The 17,185-nt window shown below is 63.9% G+C and carries 16 protein-coding genes; 3 read left to right on the plus strand and 13 right to left on the minus strand.

The window, feature by feature from the left end; translation table 11 throughout:
- The 3 genes from ACZ5BO_RS33225 to ACZ5BO_RS33235 all read right to left on the minus strand — a co-directional run bounded on the left by ACZ5BO_RS33225 (nucleotide 1) and on the right by ACZ5BO_RS33235 (nucleotide 4,591).
- A complete protein-coding gene (locus ACZ5BO_RS33225) occupies nucleotides 1-1,077 on the minus strand; it encodes a putative 2-aminoethylphosphonate ABC transporter ATP-binding protein (protein WP_025130992.1) in 1,077 nt (358 codons plus the stop codon).
- 183 nt (nucleotides 1,078-1,260) lie between these two features.
- Nucleotides 1,261-2,124 carry a LysR family transcriptional regulator gene (locus ACZ5BO_RS33230; RefSeq protein WP_025130991.1) on the minus strand — a complete coding sequence of 288 codons (864 nt, stop codon included), beginning with the start codon at nucleotides 2,122-2,124 and terminating at the stop codon, nucleotides 1,261-1,263.
- Nucleotides 2,125-2,239: 115 nt separating this feature from the next.
- Complete coding sequence (locus ACZ5BO_RS33235; protein WP_464697547.1) at nucleotides 2,240-4,591, minus strand: heavy metal translocating P-type ATPase; 2,352 nt, start codon at nucleotides 4,589-4,591, stop codon at nucleotides 2,240-2,242.
- 88 nt (nucleotides 4,592-4,679) lie between these two features.
- Between ACZ5BO_RS33235 and cadR the strand changes: the two genes are divergently transcribed.
- On the plus strand, nucleotides 4,680-5,129 hold the full coding sequence (cadR, locus tag ACZ5BO_RS33240) for a Cd(II)/Pb(II)-responsive transcriptional regulator (RefSeq protein ID WP_464697548.1): 450 nt from the start codon (nucleotides 4,680-4,682) through the stop codon (nucleotides 5,127-5,129).
- 24 nt (nucleotides 5,130-5,153) lie between these two features.
- Here the strand turns inward: cadR and ACZ5BO_RS33245 are convergent, their stop codons facing one another.
- From ACZ5BO_RS33245 to ACZ5BO_RS33260, 4 genes are all read right to left on the minus strand, one after another.
- Nucleotides 5,154-5,741 carry an undecaprenyl-diphosphatase gene (locus tag ACZ5BO_RS33245; RefSeq protein ID WP_464697549.1) on the minus strand — a complete coding sequence of 196 codons (588 nt, stop codon included), beginning with the start codon at nucleotides 5,739-5,741 and terminating at the stop codon, nucleotides 5,154-5,156.
- A gap of 192 nt (nucleotides 5,742-5,933) precedes the next feature.
- Entirely contained in the window at nucleotides 5,934-6,905 is a 972-nt protein-coding gene (locus ACZ5BO_RS33250; RefSeq protein WP_025130987.1) for a thymidylate synthase, read from the minus strand.
- 48 nt (nucleotides 6,906-6,953) lie between these two features.
- Nucleotides 6,954-7,763 carry a prolipoprotein diacylglyceryl transferase gene (lgt, locus tag ACZ5BO_RS33255; RefSeq protein WP_025130986.1) on the minus strand — a complete coding sequence of 270 codons (810 nt, stop codon included), beginning with the start codon at nucleotides 7,761-7,763 and terminating at the stop codon, nucleotides 6,954-6,956.
- Between the two features lie 81 nt (nucleotides 7,764-7,844).
- Nucleotides 7,845-8,627, minus strand: a complete 783-nt coding sequence (locus tag ACZ5BO_RS33260) for a sulfite exporter TauE/SafE family protein (protein ID WP_025130985.1) — start codon at nucleotides 8,625-8,627, stop codon at nucleotides 7,845-7,847.
- Between the two features lie 123 nt (nucleotides 8,628-8,750).
- On the opposite strand from ACZ5BO_RS33260, the gene ACZ5BO_RS33265 reads away from it, so the two are divergent.
- Nucleotides 8,751-9,497, plus strand: coding sequence for an NRDE family protein (locus ACZ5BO_RS33265; RefSeq protein ID WP_464697550.1), 747 nt, complete (start codon nucleotides 8,751-8,753; stop codon nucleotides 9,495-9,497).
- Nucleotides 9,498-9,570: 73 nt separating this feature from the next.
- On the opposite strand, the gene ptsP is transcribed toward ACZ5BO_RS33265, so the two are convergent.
- Both ptsP and ACZ5BO_RS33275 read right to left on the minus strand, forming a co-directional pair.
- Nucleotides 9,571-11,850 (minus strand): phosphoenolpyruvate--protein phosphotransferase, encoded by a 2,280-nt coding sequence (gene ptsP / locus ACZ5BO_RS33270; protein WP_025130983.1) that lies wholly within the window; start codon nucleotides 11,848-11,850, stop codon nucleotides 9,571-9,573.
- Between the two features lie 22 nt (nucleotides 11,851-11,872).
- Nucleotides 11,873-12,352, minus strand: a complete 480-nt coding sequence (locus ACZ5BO_RS33275) for an RNA pyrophosphohydrolase (RefSeq protein WP_011064073.1) — start codon at nucleotides 12,350-12,352, stop codon at nucleotides 11,873-11,875.
- Between the two features lie 144 nt (nucleotides 12,353-12,496).
- Between ACZ5BO_RS33275 and ACZ5BO_RS33280 the strand changes: the two genes are divergently transcribed.
- The gene (locus ACZ5BO_RS33280; protein ID WP_025130982.1) at nucleotides 12,497-13,153 is read left to right on the plus strand and encodes a histidinol-phosphatase; all 657 of its coding nucleotides are present in this window, start codon (nucleotides 12,497-12,499) and stop codon (nucleotides 13,151-13,153) included.
- Between the two features lie 107 nt (nucleotides 13,154-13,260).
- Here ACZ5BO_RS33280 and ACZ5BO_RS33285 read toward each other — a convergent pair whose 3' ends face one another.
- From ACZ5BO_RS33285 to ilvA, 4 genes are read right to left on the minus strand one after another with little or no spacing between them, the layout of a single operon-like run.
- Entirely contained in the window at nucleotides 13,261-13,728 is a 468-nt protein-coding gene (locus ACZ5BO_RS33285; RefSeq protein WP_464697551.1) for a DUF2269 family protein, read from the minus strand.
- On the minus strand, nucleotides 13,725-14,981 hold the full coding sequence (locus tag ACZ5BO_RS33290) for an SDR family oxidoreductase (RefSeq protein ID WP_464697552.1): 1,257 nt from the start codon (nucleotides 14,979-14,981) through the stop codon (nucleotides 13,725-13,727). Before ACZ5BO_RS33290 ends, ACZ5BO_RS33285 begins: the two co-directional genes overlap by 4 nt.
- Nucleotides 14,982-15,007: 26 nt before the next feature.
- The gene (locus ACZ5BO_RS33295; protein WP_025130979.1) at nucleotides 15,008-15,436 is read right to left on the minus strand and encodes a DUF2269 family protein; all 429 of its coding nucleotides are present in this window, start codon (nucleotides 15,434-15,436) and stop codon (nucleotides 15,008-15,010) included.
- A gap of 41 nt (nucleotides 15,437-15,477) precedes the next feature.
- Complete coding sequence (ilvA, locus tag ACZ5BO_RS33300) at nucleotides 15,478-16,992, minus strand: threonine ammonia-lyase, biosynthetic (RefSeq protein ID WP_025130978.1); 1,515 nt, start codon at nucleotides 16,990-16,992, stop codon at nucleotides 15,478-15,480.
- Nucleotides 16,993-17,185 lie beyond the last annotated feature (193 nt).

The raw sequence follows: 17,185 nt of genomic DNA on the forward strand, positions 1-17,185 counted from the left end.
TCAGGCAAACACCTGCAGGCTGCGCGGCGGCAAGGCGACCCAGATGTCCTGGGCGCCCAGTCGCGGCATGGCTTCCGGTGCCAGTTCGGCCAGCAGCGGATGCCCTGGCAAATGATTGAGTTCAAAACTCATGCGGCAGCGGTTGCCGAGGAAGGTGATTTCCCGGACCTTGGCCGCGAACAGGTTTTCCTCATGCACCGGCGGGTTGACGCTGATGGCTTCCGGACGGCAGAACAAGCGGCCCGAGGCGGCCTTGGCCGAATCGTCGGCCAGGCGCACATTCATCCCGCCGACCTGGGCATGGCTGTCGCTGTTGCGGCTGAAGGGTAGCCAGTTGCCCTGGCCGACGAACTCGGCGACGAACGGCGTGGCCGGACGGTCGTAGATTTCCTGGGGCGTGGCGTACTGCTCGACCTTGCCGTTATTCATCACGGCAATCCGGTCGGCCATCAGCATGGCTTCGTCCTGGTTGTGGGTGACCATCAGGGTGGTGATCCCCAGGCGCCGCTGCAGCTGGCGCAGTTCGGTGCACAGGTGCTCGCGGACCCGGGCGTCCAGGGCCGACATTGGCTCATCCAGCAGCAGCAGCGAAGGTGCCGGCGCCAAGGCCCGGGCCAGGGCGACCCGCTGCTGCTGCCCACCGGAAAGCTGGCCGGGGTATTTTTTTTCGCTGCCGGACAGGCCAACCAGCTCCAGCATCTGCGCCACGCGCTTGCGCGTTTCCTCGCGCCCGCTGCCGGCCAGGCCGTAGGCGATGTTGGCTTCCACGGTGAGATTGGGAAACAGCGCGTAGGACTGGAACAGAATGCCGTAGTCACGGGCCTGTGGCGGCAGGAGCGACACATCCCGTTCCCCCAGGTACAACTCGCCCTGGTCCTGGCGCTCAAGGCCGGCGATGCAGCGCAGCAAGGTGGTCTTGCCGCAGCCAGACGGCCCCAGCAGGCACACCAGTTCGCCGGCGGCCACGTCCAGGGAAACGTTATCCAGCGCGGTGAAGGCACCAAAGCGCTTCTGTACACCGCGAATCTTCATCGGTGCGCCGGGGTTGCTCAGGGCAGTTGCAGTCGGGTTGTTCATGGACGGGCCTCATCTGGCAGATGAAACCCATCCTAGGGGGCGAATGCGTAGCTCTTGTGGCAAACAGGCAAAAGCTGCCGATAGTGGTATTGGCAGATTTGGGTTGGCGCCGGGCCGCAGAGCCGGTAGCGGCCGGGGCATGATGAGGCGCCGGGCAAGGGATGACGGCCGGAGCAGCTGTGACTAAAGGGGCGCCATTTCCTGGGCCAGCCCGAGGAAAGCCGCAGGCAGCCGCGCGTTCTTGCGCTCCTTGAGGCAATACAGGTATTCGGCTATCTGCGGTGCATTTTCGATGCTCAGCACCCGCAACTGCGGATCGTGAGGAACCTCCTGGCGGGCAATGATGCTGATGCCGATATTGCGCAGCACCGCTTCGCGAATCGACTCGCGGCTGCCGATTTCCAACAGTGGGCCGAAGCTGACGTTGGCGTTCTTCAGCAGGTCCTCGGTGAGGCTGCGGGTGGTGGACCCGGGTTCGCGCATCAACAGGGTGTGTCCGGCCAGGGCGTTGAGGGGCACATGGTCCAGGGCGGCCAGGGGATGATTGCGGTGCACCGCCAGCACCAGCGGATCGCTGCCCAGTACCCGGCGGATCAACCGCGAATCCTCCAGCAACTGCGAGGATGCCGCCACATCCACCCGGTACTCCTCCAGTGCCTCCAGCACCTGCTGGGAGTTGCCGATTTCCACCGAGACCTCCACTTGCGGCAAGCGTTGGCGAAAGGTCTTCACCAGGTCGAGGATGTAATAAGGCGCCGTGGCCGCGATGCGCAGAGTGCCCTGCACCTGGCCGCTGTTACGCAGGAAGAACTCGATGTCGGCCTCCTGCTGCAACAGGTCCTTGACCATCGGCAGCAGGCGCGCGCCCTCATCGCTCAGGCTCAGGCGCCGGCCACCGCGAAAGAACAGCTCCACCGAATACTGGCTTTCCAGATTGCGGATCTGGGTAGTCACTGTGGGCTGGCTGAGACCGAGCTTCTTCGCCGCCTGGGTGATGCTGCCCAGGCGAGCGACCATGTAGAAGGCCTTGAGCTCCGCACTCAACATGGAAGGCCGCGACACGCTTGTGGCTGCAAGCTGCAAGCCGATACAGGTCCTTGTAGGTTCATCACGCTGACTCTCACCTCGATCGCTTGCAGCTTGTAGCTCGCCGCTGCCCTGGCTATTTGCGCAGCAGGCGCAAGCCGTTGAACACCACCAACAGGCTGACCCCCATGTCGGCGAATACTGCCATCCACATGGTGGCCAGTCCGGCAAAGGTTACCCCAAGAAAGATCGCCTTGATGACCAGCGCCAGAGCGATATTTTGCTTGAGGACCACCGAGGTCTGGCGCGACAGGCGGATAAACGCCGGGATCTTGCGCAGATCGTCGTCCATCAGGGCCACATCGGCGGTCTCGATAGCGGTATCGGTGCCCGCCGCTGCCATGGCAAAACCAATCTCGGCGCGGGCCAGGGCCGGGGCGTCGTTGATCCCGTCGCCCACCATGCCCACCCGGTGGCCTTCGGCGTACAGGGTTTCGATGGCTTGCAGCTTGTCGGTAGGCAACAGGTCGCCCCGGGCCTGGTCGATGCCTACCTGGGCGGCAATCGCCTGGGCCGTATGCGGGTTGTCGCCCGTCAGCATCAGGGTCTTGATTCCCAGCTCATGCAGCTGCTGGATGGCTTCGCGACTGGACTCCTTGACGGTGTCGGCCACGGCGAACAGGGCCAGCGGGCCGTTGCGATCCAGCAGCAGGACCACGGTCTTGCCCTGCTTCTCCAGGGCGAAGAGCTTTTCTTCCAGGGCAGGCGAGCACAGGCCCAGCTCTTCCACCAGGCGGTGGTTGCCCAGGTGGTACAGCTCACCGTTGATTTCACCGCGCACCCCTCGGCCGGTCAGGGCCTCGAAGTTATCCACAGGGTGCATCGCCAGCTGTTTATCCACAGCCGCCTGGGCAATGGCCAGGGACACCGGGTGGTCGGAACGCCCGGCCAGGCTGGCGGCCAGGGCGGGCGCCGAGTCTTCGGCGAGCGGATCCAGGGGCAGGAAGTCGGTCTGCACCGGCTTGCCGTGGGTGATGGTGCCAGTCTTGTCCAGGGCCAGGTAGTCGAGCTTGTAGCCACCCTCCAGGTAGACCCCGCCCTTGACCAGGATGCCCTTGCGCGCCGCCGCGGCCAGGCCGCTGACAATGCTCACCGGGGTGGAGATCACCAGGGCACACGGGCAGGCCACCACCAGCAGCACCAAGGCACGGTAGATCCAGTCGAACCAGGCACCGGCCATGAACAGGGGCGGAATCAGCGCCACGCCCAGGGCAAAGGCGAACACCGCCGGGGTATAGATCTTCGAGAAGCTGTCGACGAAGCGCTGGGTCGGTGCCCGGGCGCCCTGGGCCTGTTCCACGGCGTGGATGATGCGCGCCAGGGTCGAGTTGTTGGCGGCCGCGGTAACCCGGAACTCCAGGGAGCCGGCCTGGTTGATGGTGCCGGCGAAGACCTTGTCGCCCACGGTCTTTTCCACGGGCAGGCTTTCACCGGTGATCGGTGCCTGGTCGATGGTGGAGTTGCCGGACAGCACTTCGCCGTCCAGGCCAATGCGCTCGCCGGGCCGGACCCGAACCCGCGCGCCCAGCTCGACGCTTTTTGCCTCCTGCTCACGCCAGCTGCCGTCCGCCTGTTGCACCGTGACCTGTTCCGGGGTCATCTGCATCAGGCCACTGATGGCGTTGCGAGCACGGTCCAGAGAGCGGGCTTCGATCAGTTCGGCCACGGTGAACAGGAACATCACCATCGCCGCTTCCGGCCATTGGCCGATCAGCACCGCGCCGGTGACGGCGATGCTCATCAGGGCATTGATGTTGAGGTTGCGGTTCTTCAGGGCAATCCAGCCCTTCTTGTAGGTACCCAGGCCGCCACTGAGGATCGACACCAGGGCTACCAGCGCGATCACCCAATCGGGGGCAGCATTGGTGAAATGGATGACTTCGGCCGCCAGGGCACCGATCCCGGACAGGGCCAGCGGCCACCAGGGCTTTTTCACCGGCGCCGCAACTGCCGGCGCGGCGTCCGAACTTGGGTTCAGGGGCTCGGCGTGCATGCCGAGGGATTTCACCGCCGCGATGATCGGCGCCGTGTCCGGCAGGTCGTGGGTCACCCCCAGCACGCGGTTCATCAGGTTGAACTCCAGCGCCTGGACCCCGGCCAGCTTGCCCAGCTTGTTCTGGATCAGGGTCTGCTCGGTGGGACAATCCATGGCTTCGATGCGGAAGCTGCTCAGGCGCGCGCCGGCGGTCGGGGTCTCGCTCAAGGTGACCCTGGACGGCGCCAGGCCAGCGGAACCGCAGCAGGATGCGCCGTGGGCGGCATGATCGTGCGCCTTGACCGGCTGCAACTTGCCCGCGGGTGCCTGGGAATGGCTGGGGCCATGGCTGTGACCGTGGTCGTGATCGTGATCGTGATCGTGATCGTGATCGTGATCAGCCTGGGGCTGCTGATCCGCGGTTTTGCGCGGGCTGTGGAGAGAATCGCTCATTAGGGTCCCTTCCGAATTAAGGTGCTTGTTGCCAAGTGAACACCCTGTAGCCACTATAGGGTCAAGCCCCTATTCGGAGACGACGACAATGAAGATTGGCGAACTGGCGAAACTCACCGACTGCCAGGTCGAGACCATCCGTTACTACGAGCGCGAGGGGCTGCTGCCGGAGCCGGCCCGCAGCGAAGGCAACTACCGCCTCTACACCCAGGCCCATACCGAGCGCCTGACCTTCATTCGCAACTGCCGCAGTCTCGACATGACCCTCGAGGAAATCCGCAGCCTGTTGAACCTGCGAGACAGCCCCGAAGGGCAATGCGCCAGCGTCAACGCCCTGATCGACGAGCATATCCACCACGTCAAGGCGCGCATCGACGGGCTGCTGGTGCTCCAGGCCCAGTTGCTGGACCTGCGTCAGCGCTGTGGCGAAGAGCCGGACCTGGACCACTGCGGGATTCTCCAGCGCCTGGAGGTCAGCGGCTCGGTGGCCCCCAGCGAGGCCGAGCCCTCCCATGTCGGGCGCAGCCACGGGCATTGAGCCCGCAGCTCAGGCCTCACGGCTTCAAGAACCCTGGCGTCCCATCGGTATCAGGCGGTGATAGATCCCCTCCAGCAGCGCCAGCAAACGCTGGTCCAGCTGCCGCCAGATCATGCTCCGACGCACCAGCCAGGCGCTGAACAGCCCCACCAGGCAACCGCCAAGGATATCGAAAGGGAAATGCACCCCCAGGTAGACCCGCGCCCAGCTCACCAGGAACGCCAGGGCCAGCATCACCCCACCGGTCTTGCGCAGTGACGCGAGGATCAACGCAAAGGCCATGGCGAACATGCCGCTGGCGTGGTCGCTGGGAAACGAGGCGCCGGGGGCGTGGGCCAGGAAATTCTGCCCCAGGCCCAGCATGAAGGGCCGCGGGTGGAACCACAGCTCGCGGATCAACAGATTGCAGGCCAGGGCGAAGACGATGCTCAGGGTCGCCAGCAGGACGATCATGCGCTGGCGTCGATCGCCGAAGACCCAGAACACCAGGAGCAGCAGCGGTACGCTCAGGACCAACCCTTGCGCAAGGAAAACCGCCAGCTCACGCACCGGCAACGACGCCTCGGCACTGGCATTGATGAGCAGGAACAGGCTGCGATTGAGTTCTTCCATACAGGGCTCACGCTCACTATCACAAGGACAACACCCCGCGCCTCGCAGGGCCGCCCCCAGGAGCGTAGTCGCCCGCCAGGCACGGCAATACCCGGAATACCTCCCGGGCAAGGTCGAAAAAGGCAACGGGGTGAATCGACAAGGGCCGCGCAGTGTCTGCTGCGCGGCCCTCGGGTACTGCCGAAGAATCGCTTAGACCGCCATCGGCGCCGTCATCGGCGCATGGTGCTCATAGCCTTCCAGGGAGAAGTCGCTCGGCTCGATCAATTCCAGCCACTCCGGCTGGTACTGACCGGTCTTGGCGAACTCCGGCACGCGCTCGGAAATCACCAGCTTGGGCATCGGGAACGGCTCGCGCTTGAGCTGCTCGTTGAGCATGTCCAGGTGATTCTCGTAGACGTGGGCGTCACCGATGAAATAGGTGAACCAGCGCGGAGTGTAGCCGGTCAGGCGGCCGATCAGGCTCAACAGCGCAGCCCCTTCGGTGAGGTTGAACGGCGTGCCCAGGCCCAGGTCGTTGGAGCGGATGTAGAGGGTCAGGGAGATTTCCCGGGTCTCGACATTGGGGTGGAACTGATACAGCAGGTGGCACGGCGGCAGGGCCATTTCGTCCAGCTGCGCGCAGTTCCAGCCGTGGAACAGGATCCGCCGGCTGCCTGGGTCGTTGATGATAGTGTCGACGCACTGGCGGACCTGGTCGATGGCCTTGTACAGCACCACGTAGGCCTGGCCCTCTTCCTCACCCGCGGCGATCTGCCGGTAGCCCTGGCTCAGGGCCAGGTCGATGGCCGCCTGGTTGCTGGTCTTGATCTGCTTGTAGGCCGGCCACTTGCGCCATTGCACGCCATAGATCTCGCCCAGGTCGTCATCACCCTGGCGGAACGGATTGGCCAGCCACTGGGCGTTTTCGTTGGCGTTCTGGTCCCAGACCTTGCAGCCCAGGGCGCGAAACTGCGCAGCGTTGTTCACCCCGCGCAGGAAACCGACCATCTCGCCGATGGCTGACTTGAAGGCCATCTTGCGGGTGGTGATGGCCGGAAAACCTTCCTTGAGGTCGTAGCGCAGCATCGCCCCGGGGAAGCTGATGGTGTTCACACCGGTGCGGTTGGCCTGCTTGGTGCCGTTGTTGATGACGTGGGCCACCAGATCAAGATATTGCTTCATGAAGTACCTGCATCCTTGAACCCGGGACCTGCGTCCCGGGGTTCGAATTTATTGCGCCGCGCTCTTGGCCGGAGCGCGATGATACGCCAGCCAGATCAGCCCCAGGCCGCCGAGAATCATTGGCACGCAAAGAACCTGACCCATGGTCAACCAGTTCCACGCCAGATAGCCCAGTTGCGCGTCCGGCACCCGGACGAACTCGACGATAAAGCGGAAGATCCCGTAGAACAGGGCGAACATACCGGAAACCGCCATGGTCGGCCGGGGTTTGCGCGAGAACAGCCACAGGATCGCGAACAGGGCCACCCCTTCCAGGGCGAACTGGTAGAGCTGCGAAGGGTGACGGGGCAACTGCGACGGGTCGCTGAACGGCGGGAAGATCATCGCCCAGGGCAGATCGGTCGGCTTGCCCCACAGTTCGGCGTTGATGAAGTTGCCGATCCGCCCGGCACCCAGGCCGATCGGCACCATCGGGGCGACGAAGTCCATCAGTTCGAAGAAGGTCTTGTTGTTGCGCTTGCCGAACCACCAGGCCGCCAGCATCACGCCGATAAAACCACCGTGGAACGACATGCCGCCCTTCCACACCTCGAAAATCAGGGTCGGATTGGCCAGGTAGGCACTCAGGTCGTAGAACAGCACATAACCCAGGCGTCCGCCGACGATCACCCCCATGGACATCCAGAACACCATGTCCGAGAGCTTCTCTTTGCTCCAGGTCGGATCGAAGCGGTTCAGCCGGCGCGACGCCAGCAGCCAGGCTCCGCCGATGCCGATCAGGTACATCAGGCCGTACCAGTGGATTTTCAGCGGGCCGATGGCCAGGGCCACCGGATCAATCTGCGGGTAAGGCAGCATTGCGACTCCTCGTAAGGGTTAGAACTCTAAATTCCCGGGCAAACCTGTCACGCCAGGATTAAGCCAGGATTGCGGCAGCACTCAGAACAGGAAACTGAGCCCCACACAGAACAGCAGTGCGGCAAACAGCCTCTTCAACAAACGCGGCGACAGCCTATGGGCCAGGCGCGCGCCAATACGGGCAAACACCATGCTGGTCAGGGCGATGCCCAACAGCGCCGGCAGATAAATGAAACCCAGACTATGGGCCGGGAGCAGCGGATCATGCCAGCCCAGAATCATGAAACTTAAGGCGCTGGCCAGGGCGATGGGCAAACCACAGGCCGAGGACGTGGCCACGGCCTGCTGCATCGGCACGCTGCGCCAGGTGAGGAACGGCACCGTCAGCGAGCCGCCACCCACACCGAAAATCGCCGAAGCCCAGCCGATCACACTGCCGACCGCGGCCAAGCCCAGTTTTCCGGGCACCTGGCGACTGGCCTTGGGCTTGAGCTCCAGGGTCATTTGCAGGGCGATCACCAAAGCGAAGACACCAATGATCTTCTGCAAGTGCGGGCCGGAAATGGCCTCGGCGGTCAGCGCTCCGAACCCGGCCCCCAGCAGGATGCCAAGCGTCATCCAGGCAAAGATCGGCCAGCGCACCGCACCACGGCGATGGTGTTCGCGTACGGAGTTGATCGAGGTGAAGATGATGCTGGCCAGCGACGTACCGACCGCCAGGTGGGTCAGTATCGAGGCATCGAACCCCTGCAGGGTGAAACTGAATACCAGCACCGGGACAATGATGATCCCGCCGCCCACACCGAACAACCCGGCCAGCACCCCGGCACAGGCGCCCAACAGCAGATAGAGCAGAAATTCCATGGGAGCATCCGAAAAATAGACCGGCATGGTAACGGATGCGCCGCCTTGGACTCCACTGAATGGCGATGGATACCCGTCGGTTCTGTGGGTAAAGTGAGCCAAAACACACAGGGGGCCACCTTCATGTGCTTGATCGTTTTCGCCTGGCGACCGGGTCATCCGCAGCCGTTGATCGTCGCGGCCAACCGTGACGAGTTCTATGCCCGGCCCAGCCTGCCGCTGGCACAATGGCCGGAATCGCCACAGATCCACGCCGGCCGCGATCTGGAGGCCGGTGGCACCTGGCTCGGCGTGGGGGCCGATGGCCGCTTCGCCGCCCTGACCAATATCCGAAACCCCCACCAGCCCCCGGCGCGACGCTCCCGCGGCGAGTTGGTGGCGCGCTTTCTCGCCGGCAGCATTCCCCTGGAAGACTATCTGCACGATGTGGTGGGACGCTCGGTGGAGTACGCCGGGTTCAACCTGCTGCTGGGGACCACGGACCAGCTGTGGCACTACAACGCCCAGGCCGTTGAGCCCCAGCGCCTTGCAGCCGGTGTCTACGGTTTGTCCAATGCCGGGCTGGATACGCCCTGGCCCAAGCTGCTCAAGGCCAGGGCTGCGCTGCAAGCGGTGCTGCATGATCCCCAGCCCGAGGCCCTGCTGGCACTGTTGAGCGACCCGCAGACCGCGCCTTATGCCGAGCTGCCCGATACCGGAGTCGGGCTGGCCACGGAAAACCTGCTGTCCAGTGTGTTCATCGCCAGCCCCAGCTACGGCACCCGAGCAAGCACGGCATTGATCGTCAACGCCGACGGTTCACGGCATCTGCTGGAGCGCAGTTTCGGCCCGTATGGCGGGCATCTGGGAGAGGTCGAGCTGAGGGTTTGAAGCGTTCGCCGGCAAGCCGGCTCCTACACAGGCCTTTGTAGGAGCCGGCTTGCCGGCGAAGAAGACACCTCGATTACAGGGTCTTGCTTGACGCCGGGTTGATCATCCGCGCCAATCCGAGTTTCTTCAGCGCCAGTTGCAGCGAGCTGTGGATAACTTGCGGGTTGTCGATGGTCATCATTTCTGCCAGCAGCTCCTTGGCCTTGGTCATGCTGACCTGACGCAGCATCCACTTCACTTTCGGCAAGTTGGTGGCGTTCATCGACAGGCTGTCAAAACCCATGGCCATCAGCAGCACTGCCGCTGCCGGATCACCGGCCATTTCGCCACAGATGCTCACGGGCTTGCCTTCGGCATGAGCATCGCGGACCACGGTCTGCAAGGCTTGCAGCACCGCCGGGTGCAGGTAGTCGTAGAGGTCGGCAACCCGCGGGTTGTTGCGGTCCACCGCCAACAGGTACTGGGTCAGGTCGTTGGAGCCCACCGAGAGGAAGTCCACCTGGCGCGCCAGTTCCTTGGTCTGGTACACCGCAGCAGGAATTTCAATCATCACCCCAACCGGTGGCATCGGTACGTCGGTGCCTTCGTCACGCACCTCGCCCCAGGCACGGTGGATCAGGTGCAAGGCTTCTTCCAGCTCGTGGATGCCGGAAATCATCGGCAGCAAAATCCGCAGGTTGTTCAGGCCCTCGCTGGCCTTGAGCATGGCTCGGGCCTGCACCAGGAAGATTTCCGGATGGTCGAGGGTCACGCGGATGCCGCGCCAGCCGAGGAAGGGGTTGTCTTCCTTGATCGGGAAATACGACAGCGATTTGTCGCCACCGATGTCCAGGCTGCGCATGGTCACCGGTTGCGGGTGGAAGGCCGCCAATTGTTCGCGGTAGATCGCCAGCTGTTCCTTCTCGCTGGGGAAGCGCTGGTTGATCATGAAGGGCACTTCGGTGCGATACAGGCCTACACCCTCGGCGCCGCGCTTCTGCGCCCGGGCCACATCGGCCAGCAGGCCGGTGTTGACCCACAGCGGCATGCGATGGCCATCAGGGGTGATGCAGGGCAGATCGCGCAGAGCGTCCAGGCCCTGGGCCAGTTGCCGCTCTTCCGCCACCACATCGGCGAACTGCTTGCGCAGCACATCGCTGGGGTTGGTGTAGACCTCGCCGTGGTAACCGTCGACGATCATCTGGATACCGTCGACCTTGGAGTACGGCAGGTCCACCAGGCCCATCACCGTCGGGATACCCATGGCCCGCGCCAGGATCGCCACGTGGGAGTTGCCCGAACCCAGCACCGATACCAGCCCCACCAGCTTGCCTTCCGGCACTTCGCCGAGCATGGCCGGGGTCAGCTCTTCGCTGACCAGGATGGTGTTGTCGGGGTAGACCAGGGTCTGCTGGCGCTCCTCCTGCAAATAGGCCAGGAGCCGGCGCCCCAGGTCCTTGACGTCCGAGGCCCGCTCGCGCAGGTAGGCATCGTCCATCAGTTCAAAACGGTTGACGTGATCGGTGACCACCTGGCGCAGCGCGCCCTGGGCCCATTGCCCGGTCTTGATCACGGTCTTCACTTCGCTGCCCAGGGAAGCGTCGTCGAGCATCATCAGGTAGACGTCGAACAAGGCGCGCTCTTCGGGGCGCAACTGGGTGGCGAGTTTTTCCGACAGCGCACGCATGTCCGCACGCACCCCTTCCAGGGCGCTCTTGAACAGAGTCAGTTCGGCATCGATGTCAGTGATGTGCTTGTCCGGCACTACATCCAAGTCGGCCGGCGGCAGCATCACCACCGCGCTGCCCACCGCCGCGCCGGGGGAGCCCGGTACGCCGACGAACTTGGCTTCCTGGATGCCCTTGCCCTGGCGGCCCAGGCCACGGATCGAGCCCGTGGCTTCGGCATGGGCGATAACCCCGGCCAGTTGCGCGCTCATGGTCACCAGGAAGGCTTCTTCGCCTTCGTCGAACTGGCGACGCTCCTTTTGCTGGATGACCAGCACACCCACCACCCGGCGGTGGTGAATGATCGGCGCGCCGAGGAACGAGGCATATCGCTCTTCACCGGTTTCGGCGAAGTAGCGGTAGCGCGGGTGATCGGCGGCGTTTTCCAGGTTGAGGGGTTCTTCCCGAGTGCCCACCAGGCCCACCAGGCCTTCGTTGGGGGCCATGCTGACCTTGCCGATGGAGCGCTTGTTCAAGCCCTCGGTGGCCATCAGCACGAAACGGTTGGTTTCCGGGTCCAGCAGGTAGACCGAGCAGACCTGGCTGCCCATGGCCTCTTTGACGCGCAATACAATAATCCCCAACGCCGCCTTGAGATCCTTGGCGGAGTTAACTTCCTGGACGATCTTGCGCAGCGTATTGAGCATGGCTCGGGGTCGAACTCCGTCGTCAGTCGCGCACTAAAAGGCGCGGGGCAAGCTCTTTGAGAGCGCGGCGATACACTTCGCGCTTGAATGTCACCACCTGGCCCAACGGATACCAATAACTGACCCAGCGCCAGCCATCGAACTCCGGTTTACCGGTCAAATCCATCCGCACCCGCTGTTCGTTGGAAATCAGGCGCAGGAGAAACCATTTCTGTTTCTGGCCAATGCACAGCGGCTGGCTGTGGGTCCTGACCAGACGTTGCGGCAAACGATAGCGCAACCAGCCCCGGGTGCAGGCGAGAATTTGCACATCTTCGCGCTCCAGGCCCACTTCTTCGTTCAACTCGCGGTACAAGGCGTCTTCCGGCGTCTCGTCGGGGTTGATGCCCCCTTGAGGAAACTGCCAGGCGTCCTGATTGATACGGCGAGCCCATAGCACCTGTCCGGCATCATTGGTCAGAATGATCCCGACATTGGGGCGGAAACCATCGGGGTCGATCACGGCTACAACCTCGCAAACGCATGTCGCCGCATTGTTCCACAAAGCTTGGGAATGCAGCAACGAGGCTGCTTACCTTATGTGCACTCTTGTGAAAAGACCGTATTCTGGGCACCTTTTTCAGCGACTTTTCAGTGAGTAACTGCAATGCGTCTGGCTTTATTCGACTTGGACAACACCCTTCTGGGCGGCGACAGCGACCACGCCTGGGGCGATTACCTGTGCGAGAAAGGCTTCCTCGACCCGATCGCCTACAAGACCCGTAACGACGAGTTCTACCAGGACTACCTGGCCGGCAAGCTGGACAACGCCGCGTACCTGAACTTCTGCCTGGAAATCCTCGGCCGCACCGAGATGGCCGTGCTCGAACAATGGCACCGCGACTTCATGCGCGACTGCATCGAGCCCATCGTCCTGCCCAAGGCCCTGGCGCTACTGGCCAGGCACCGGGACGCCGGCGACAAGCTGGTGATCATCACCGCCACCAACCGCTTCGTCACCGCCCCTATCGCCGAGCGCCTGGGGGTTGAAACCCTGATCGCCACCGAATGCGAAATGCAGGATGGCCGCTACACCGGGCGCAGCACCGACGTACCGTGCTTTCGCGAGGGCAAGGTCACGCGCCTGAACCGCTGGCTGGAAGAAACCGGCTACAGCCTCGAGGGCAGCCACTTCTACAGCGACTCGATGAACGACTTGCCGCTGCTGGAGCAAGTGACCACTGCGGTGGCTGTCGATCCCGACCCGAACCTGCGGGCCGAAGCCGAGAAGCGCGGCTGGCAGGTCATCAGCTTGCGTGACTGAAATCGCCGTCACCGCCACTGAAAGCCGCGCAAGCCCAAGACCGCTTGCCGCGGCCAGGGCTTGCGCGCCTGGGGCTGGCTCGTGCCCCGGGCAGCGGCGACAGGCCTTCAGGCCGGCTTGGCCACCATCAGGTAGAAAATCACCATGAAGGCCAGAAACGCCGGCCAGCCCAAGGCAAACCACCAGCGCATATAAAGGCTGGCCTTGAGCGGCATCGGCGTGCCATCGCACAGCGCCTGTTCGGCCATCTTGTGCACCCGGATCTGCAACCAGACCACCGGTAGCCAGCACAGCCCCGCCAGTACATACAGCCCCAGGCTCCACATCAGCCAGGCCTGCTGGATCGGCCAGCCCGCCAGGTGCACCAGCCCCAAGCCACTCAAGGGCTGGAATACCGCCGTGGTGGCGGTGAAGGCCCAGTCGGCGAATACCAGGTGCCTGAAAGTCACGGCGATCACTTGCACCTTGCCGCTGCGCCAGGCCCGTAACGCGTAATAGGCAGAACCGGCACCCAGGCCGAAAAGAATCGTCGACGACAGGATGTGCAGGGTTTTCAACAGCAGATAAGCGCTCATCGGCGGGGTTCGGTCCACAACAGCCAAAGGGTCGCCACCATCAGCACCAGGTTCTTGGCCACGGCGGCATAAGGGTCAAACCAGAAATGCGGCAGGATCAGGCTGATGATCAGGGTGTAGCCGAACATCAGCAGCAACTGCGCCTGCAGGGCTCGCCGGCGCCAGCGCCGCAGCAGCAGGCCGGCGCCCAGCACGGCGTCGCAGAGCGAGCCACCGACCACTGCCAGTGTCGCCCAGGCGCCGTGCACACCGGCTTCGGCCATGATCCGCAGGCCCCAGTCATAACCGGGACCGATGCACACCGCCGCCGTCCCCAGCCAGATCAGCACCAGCACCGCCAGCAACAAGGGACGCAGAGCCAGTTGCGTACTTTGCCCGGCCTGCGGCCAATCATTCAGGCGCGCCGCCAGGGGCGCCGCGTGGTAACCACAGACCGACGCCAGGACCTCGGAGTCCGCCAGGTTATCGGTGCGAGCCATGCTCAAGCTTTGGCCGTTCAAGGCCCGCCAGCCCAGGCGATCACCCAGGCCGGCGAGCATTGTCAGGATCATCGACGGCGGCTGGAAATAACGCGCTGGAGCCCAGCCCTGGGCCGCCCGCAGGCGATCGAGCAACTGGGCCAGGGTGATCCGCTCGGGGCCCACCAACGGCAACACCATGGATGCTTCGGGCCAGCGCCTGAGCAGCGCCAGTACCGCGGCGCTCAGGTCATCCACATGCAAGGGCTGCAACTGCGCCCGGGACGACAACAGCGGGATCAGCGGCCAGGGCGACAGCCGCGCCAGCCAGCGACTGCTGGCCCCGCCGGCACCCAGTACCAGGGATGGCCGCAACACCACCGCCGGGATAGCCAGGCGCAGCAGGTATTCATCCGCCGCAGCCTTGCTGGCCAGAAACGGTACATGGGGCTGTGCCCCGGCGCCCAGCGCGGAAATCTGCAGCACCCGCACACCCTGGGCCGCCGCCAGATCGAACAGCGCCCGAGTGCCCTGGTCCTGAGTCCGGGCCAATGCCTGGGCATCACTGCTCAAGAGGCCGGCGGCATTGATCAGCAGATCGGTATCGGCAGGCAGGACAAAGGGCCGGGACTCGCGGCCCAGGTGATCGAGATCCAATTGTCGCCACTCCACCCCGGGCAGGCTCCGGGGCTGTGGATAACGGCTGGTGGCGATCAATTGATGGCCGGCGGCATGCAACGCCGCCAGCAGATGACGGCCGATAAATCCCGTGGCCCCCACCAGAACAACCTTCATGACAATCCTTAAGGCTTACACCGGAATCAGACCGGCTTGGCACCCATGAGGCCGGCGATGGCGACAAAACACACGGCACTGAAGACCGCCAGCACCAGAGTGAAGGTCAGGCCACTGGCAACCTTGGCCAGCCGCAGGCGGTTGAGCCGCACCATCAGCCACAGCCACGCCAGTGCGCCCAAGGTATAGAGCACGCTGGAACCCAGGACCCAGGTCTGCCCCAAGGGCCAGCCGATCAGGTGCACCAGCCACCACCCGGTAAAAGGCAGAGCCAGCAACCCCAGCGCCAGCAGCAACCAGCCGAACAGCCCCGGACGCTGCAGCACCCGGGTATAAACGGTGGCGTCGCCCTGGCGGCGCAGGCGCCAGACCCAGATCGCCAGACCCAGCGCACTGCCCAGCAGCAGCACGGTAGCCAGCACATGAAGCGTCTTCAGCGTGGTCAGTGTTTCCATGTCATCGCTTCCTTAAAGGCTCCGATCCTCAGCGTAGTCGTTCAGCCAAGGAACAGCTGGTACGCCGGGTTGTCGCTTTCATCCCAGTACGGATAACCGATCTGCTCCAGGGCCGCCGGCACCAGGTGGCGCTCGTCGGCCGGTACTTGCAGGCCCGCCACCACGCGGCCGTCCGCCGCACCATGGTTGCGGTAGTGGAACATCGAGATGTTCCAGCGCCCGCCCAGCTTGTTGAGGAAGTTGAACAGCGCCCCCGGACGCTCCGGGAACTCGAAACGCAGCACCACTTCGTCGCTGACCTTCTCGGCATGGCCGCCGACCATGTAGCGGATGTGCAGCTTGGCCAGTTCGTTGTCGGTCAGGTCGATCACCGGGAAGCCCTGCTCGCTCAGGCTGGCGATCAGGGCGCTGCGAGGATCGTTTTCCGGGTGGGTCTGCACGCCAACAAAGATGTGCGCCTCGCTGCCGGTGTTGTAGCGGTAGTTGAACTCGGTGATCTGGCGCTTGCCCACCGCCTCGCAGAAGGCCTTGAAGCTGCCCGGCTTCTCGGGAATGGTCACGGCGATGATGGCTTCGCGGCCTTCACCCAGCTCGGCGCGCTCGGCCACATGGCGCAGGCGGTCGAAGTTGACGTTGGCGCCGGAGTCGATGGCCACCAGGACCTGGCCGCTGACGCCGCGCTGCTCGACGTATTTCTTGATCCCGGCCACGCCCAGGGCGCCGGCAGGTTCGGTGATCGAGCGGGTATCGTCGTAGATATCCTTGATCGCCGCGCAGATCTCGTCAGTGCTGACGGTGATCACTTCATCGACATAATCCTTGCAGATGTCGAAGGTGTGCTGGCCGATCTGTGCCACCGCCACGCCGTCGGCGAAGATTCCCACAGTCGGCAATACCACCCGCTCGCCGGCGGCCATGGCGGCTTGCAGGCAATTGGAATCATCCGGCTCGACGCCGATGATCCTGATCTCGGGACGCAGGTACTTCACATAGGCCGCGATGCCGGCAATCAGCCCGCCGCCGCCGACCGGAACGAAAATCGCGTCCAGCGGGCCCGGGTGCTGACGCAGGATCTCCATGGCCACGGTGCCCTGCCCGGCAATGGTATGGGGATCGTCGTAGGGATGGATGTAGACGTAGCCTTTCTCGTCCACCAGCTTGAGCGAATAGGCCAGTGCTTCCGGGAAGCTGTCACCGTGCAGCACCACCTTGCCACCGCGAGAACGCACGCCTTCGACCTTGATTTCCGGCGTGGTCTTGGGCATCACGATGGTCGCCTTGACCCCCAGCACCTTGGCGGCCAGCGCCAGGCCCTGGGCATGGTTGCCCGCCGAGGCGGTAACCACGCCACGGGCGCGCTCGGCCTCGCTGAGCTGGGTCAGCTTGTTGTAGGCACCACGGATCTTGAACGAGAACACCGGCTGCAAGTCTTCGCGCTTGAGCCAGATCTTGTTGCCCAGCCGCTCGGAGAGCTGGCGGGCAGTCTGCAATGGGGTTTCTACGGCAACGTCGTAAACGCGCGAGGTGAGGATCTTCTTGACGTACTGTTCGAGCATCGGAAAGCATCACTGAGCGGGTTGGGCAGGGCCCAGGAGTCTAACCCAGCGTTCAGCCGGGCGACCACACGAAAACAGAGGTTTTAAGCCCGCCGCCCTGCACCCGCTCATGATGCAGAGCCGGCGTGCTCGCGCTCGACAGCAAAACCCTCGCGGCCCCCACTCTCACGGCTGGCCTGCAACAACCCGGGAA

The organism is Pseudomonas sp. FFPRI_1 (assembly GCF_055384485.1).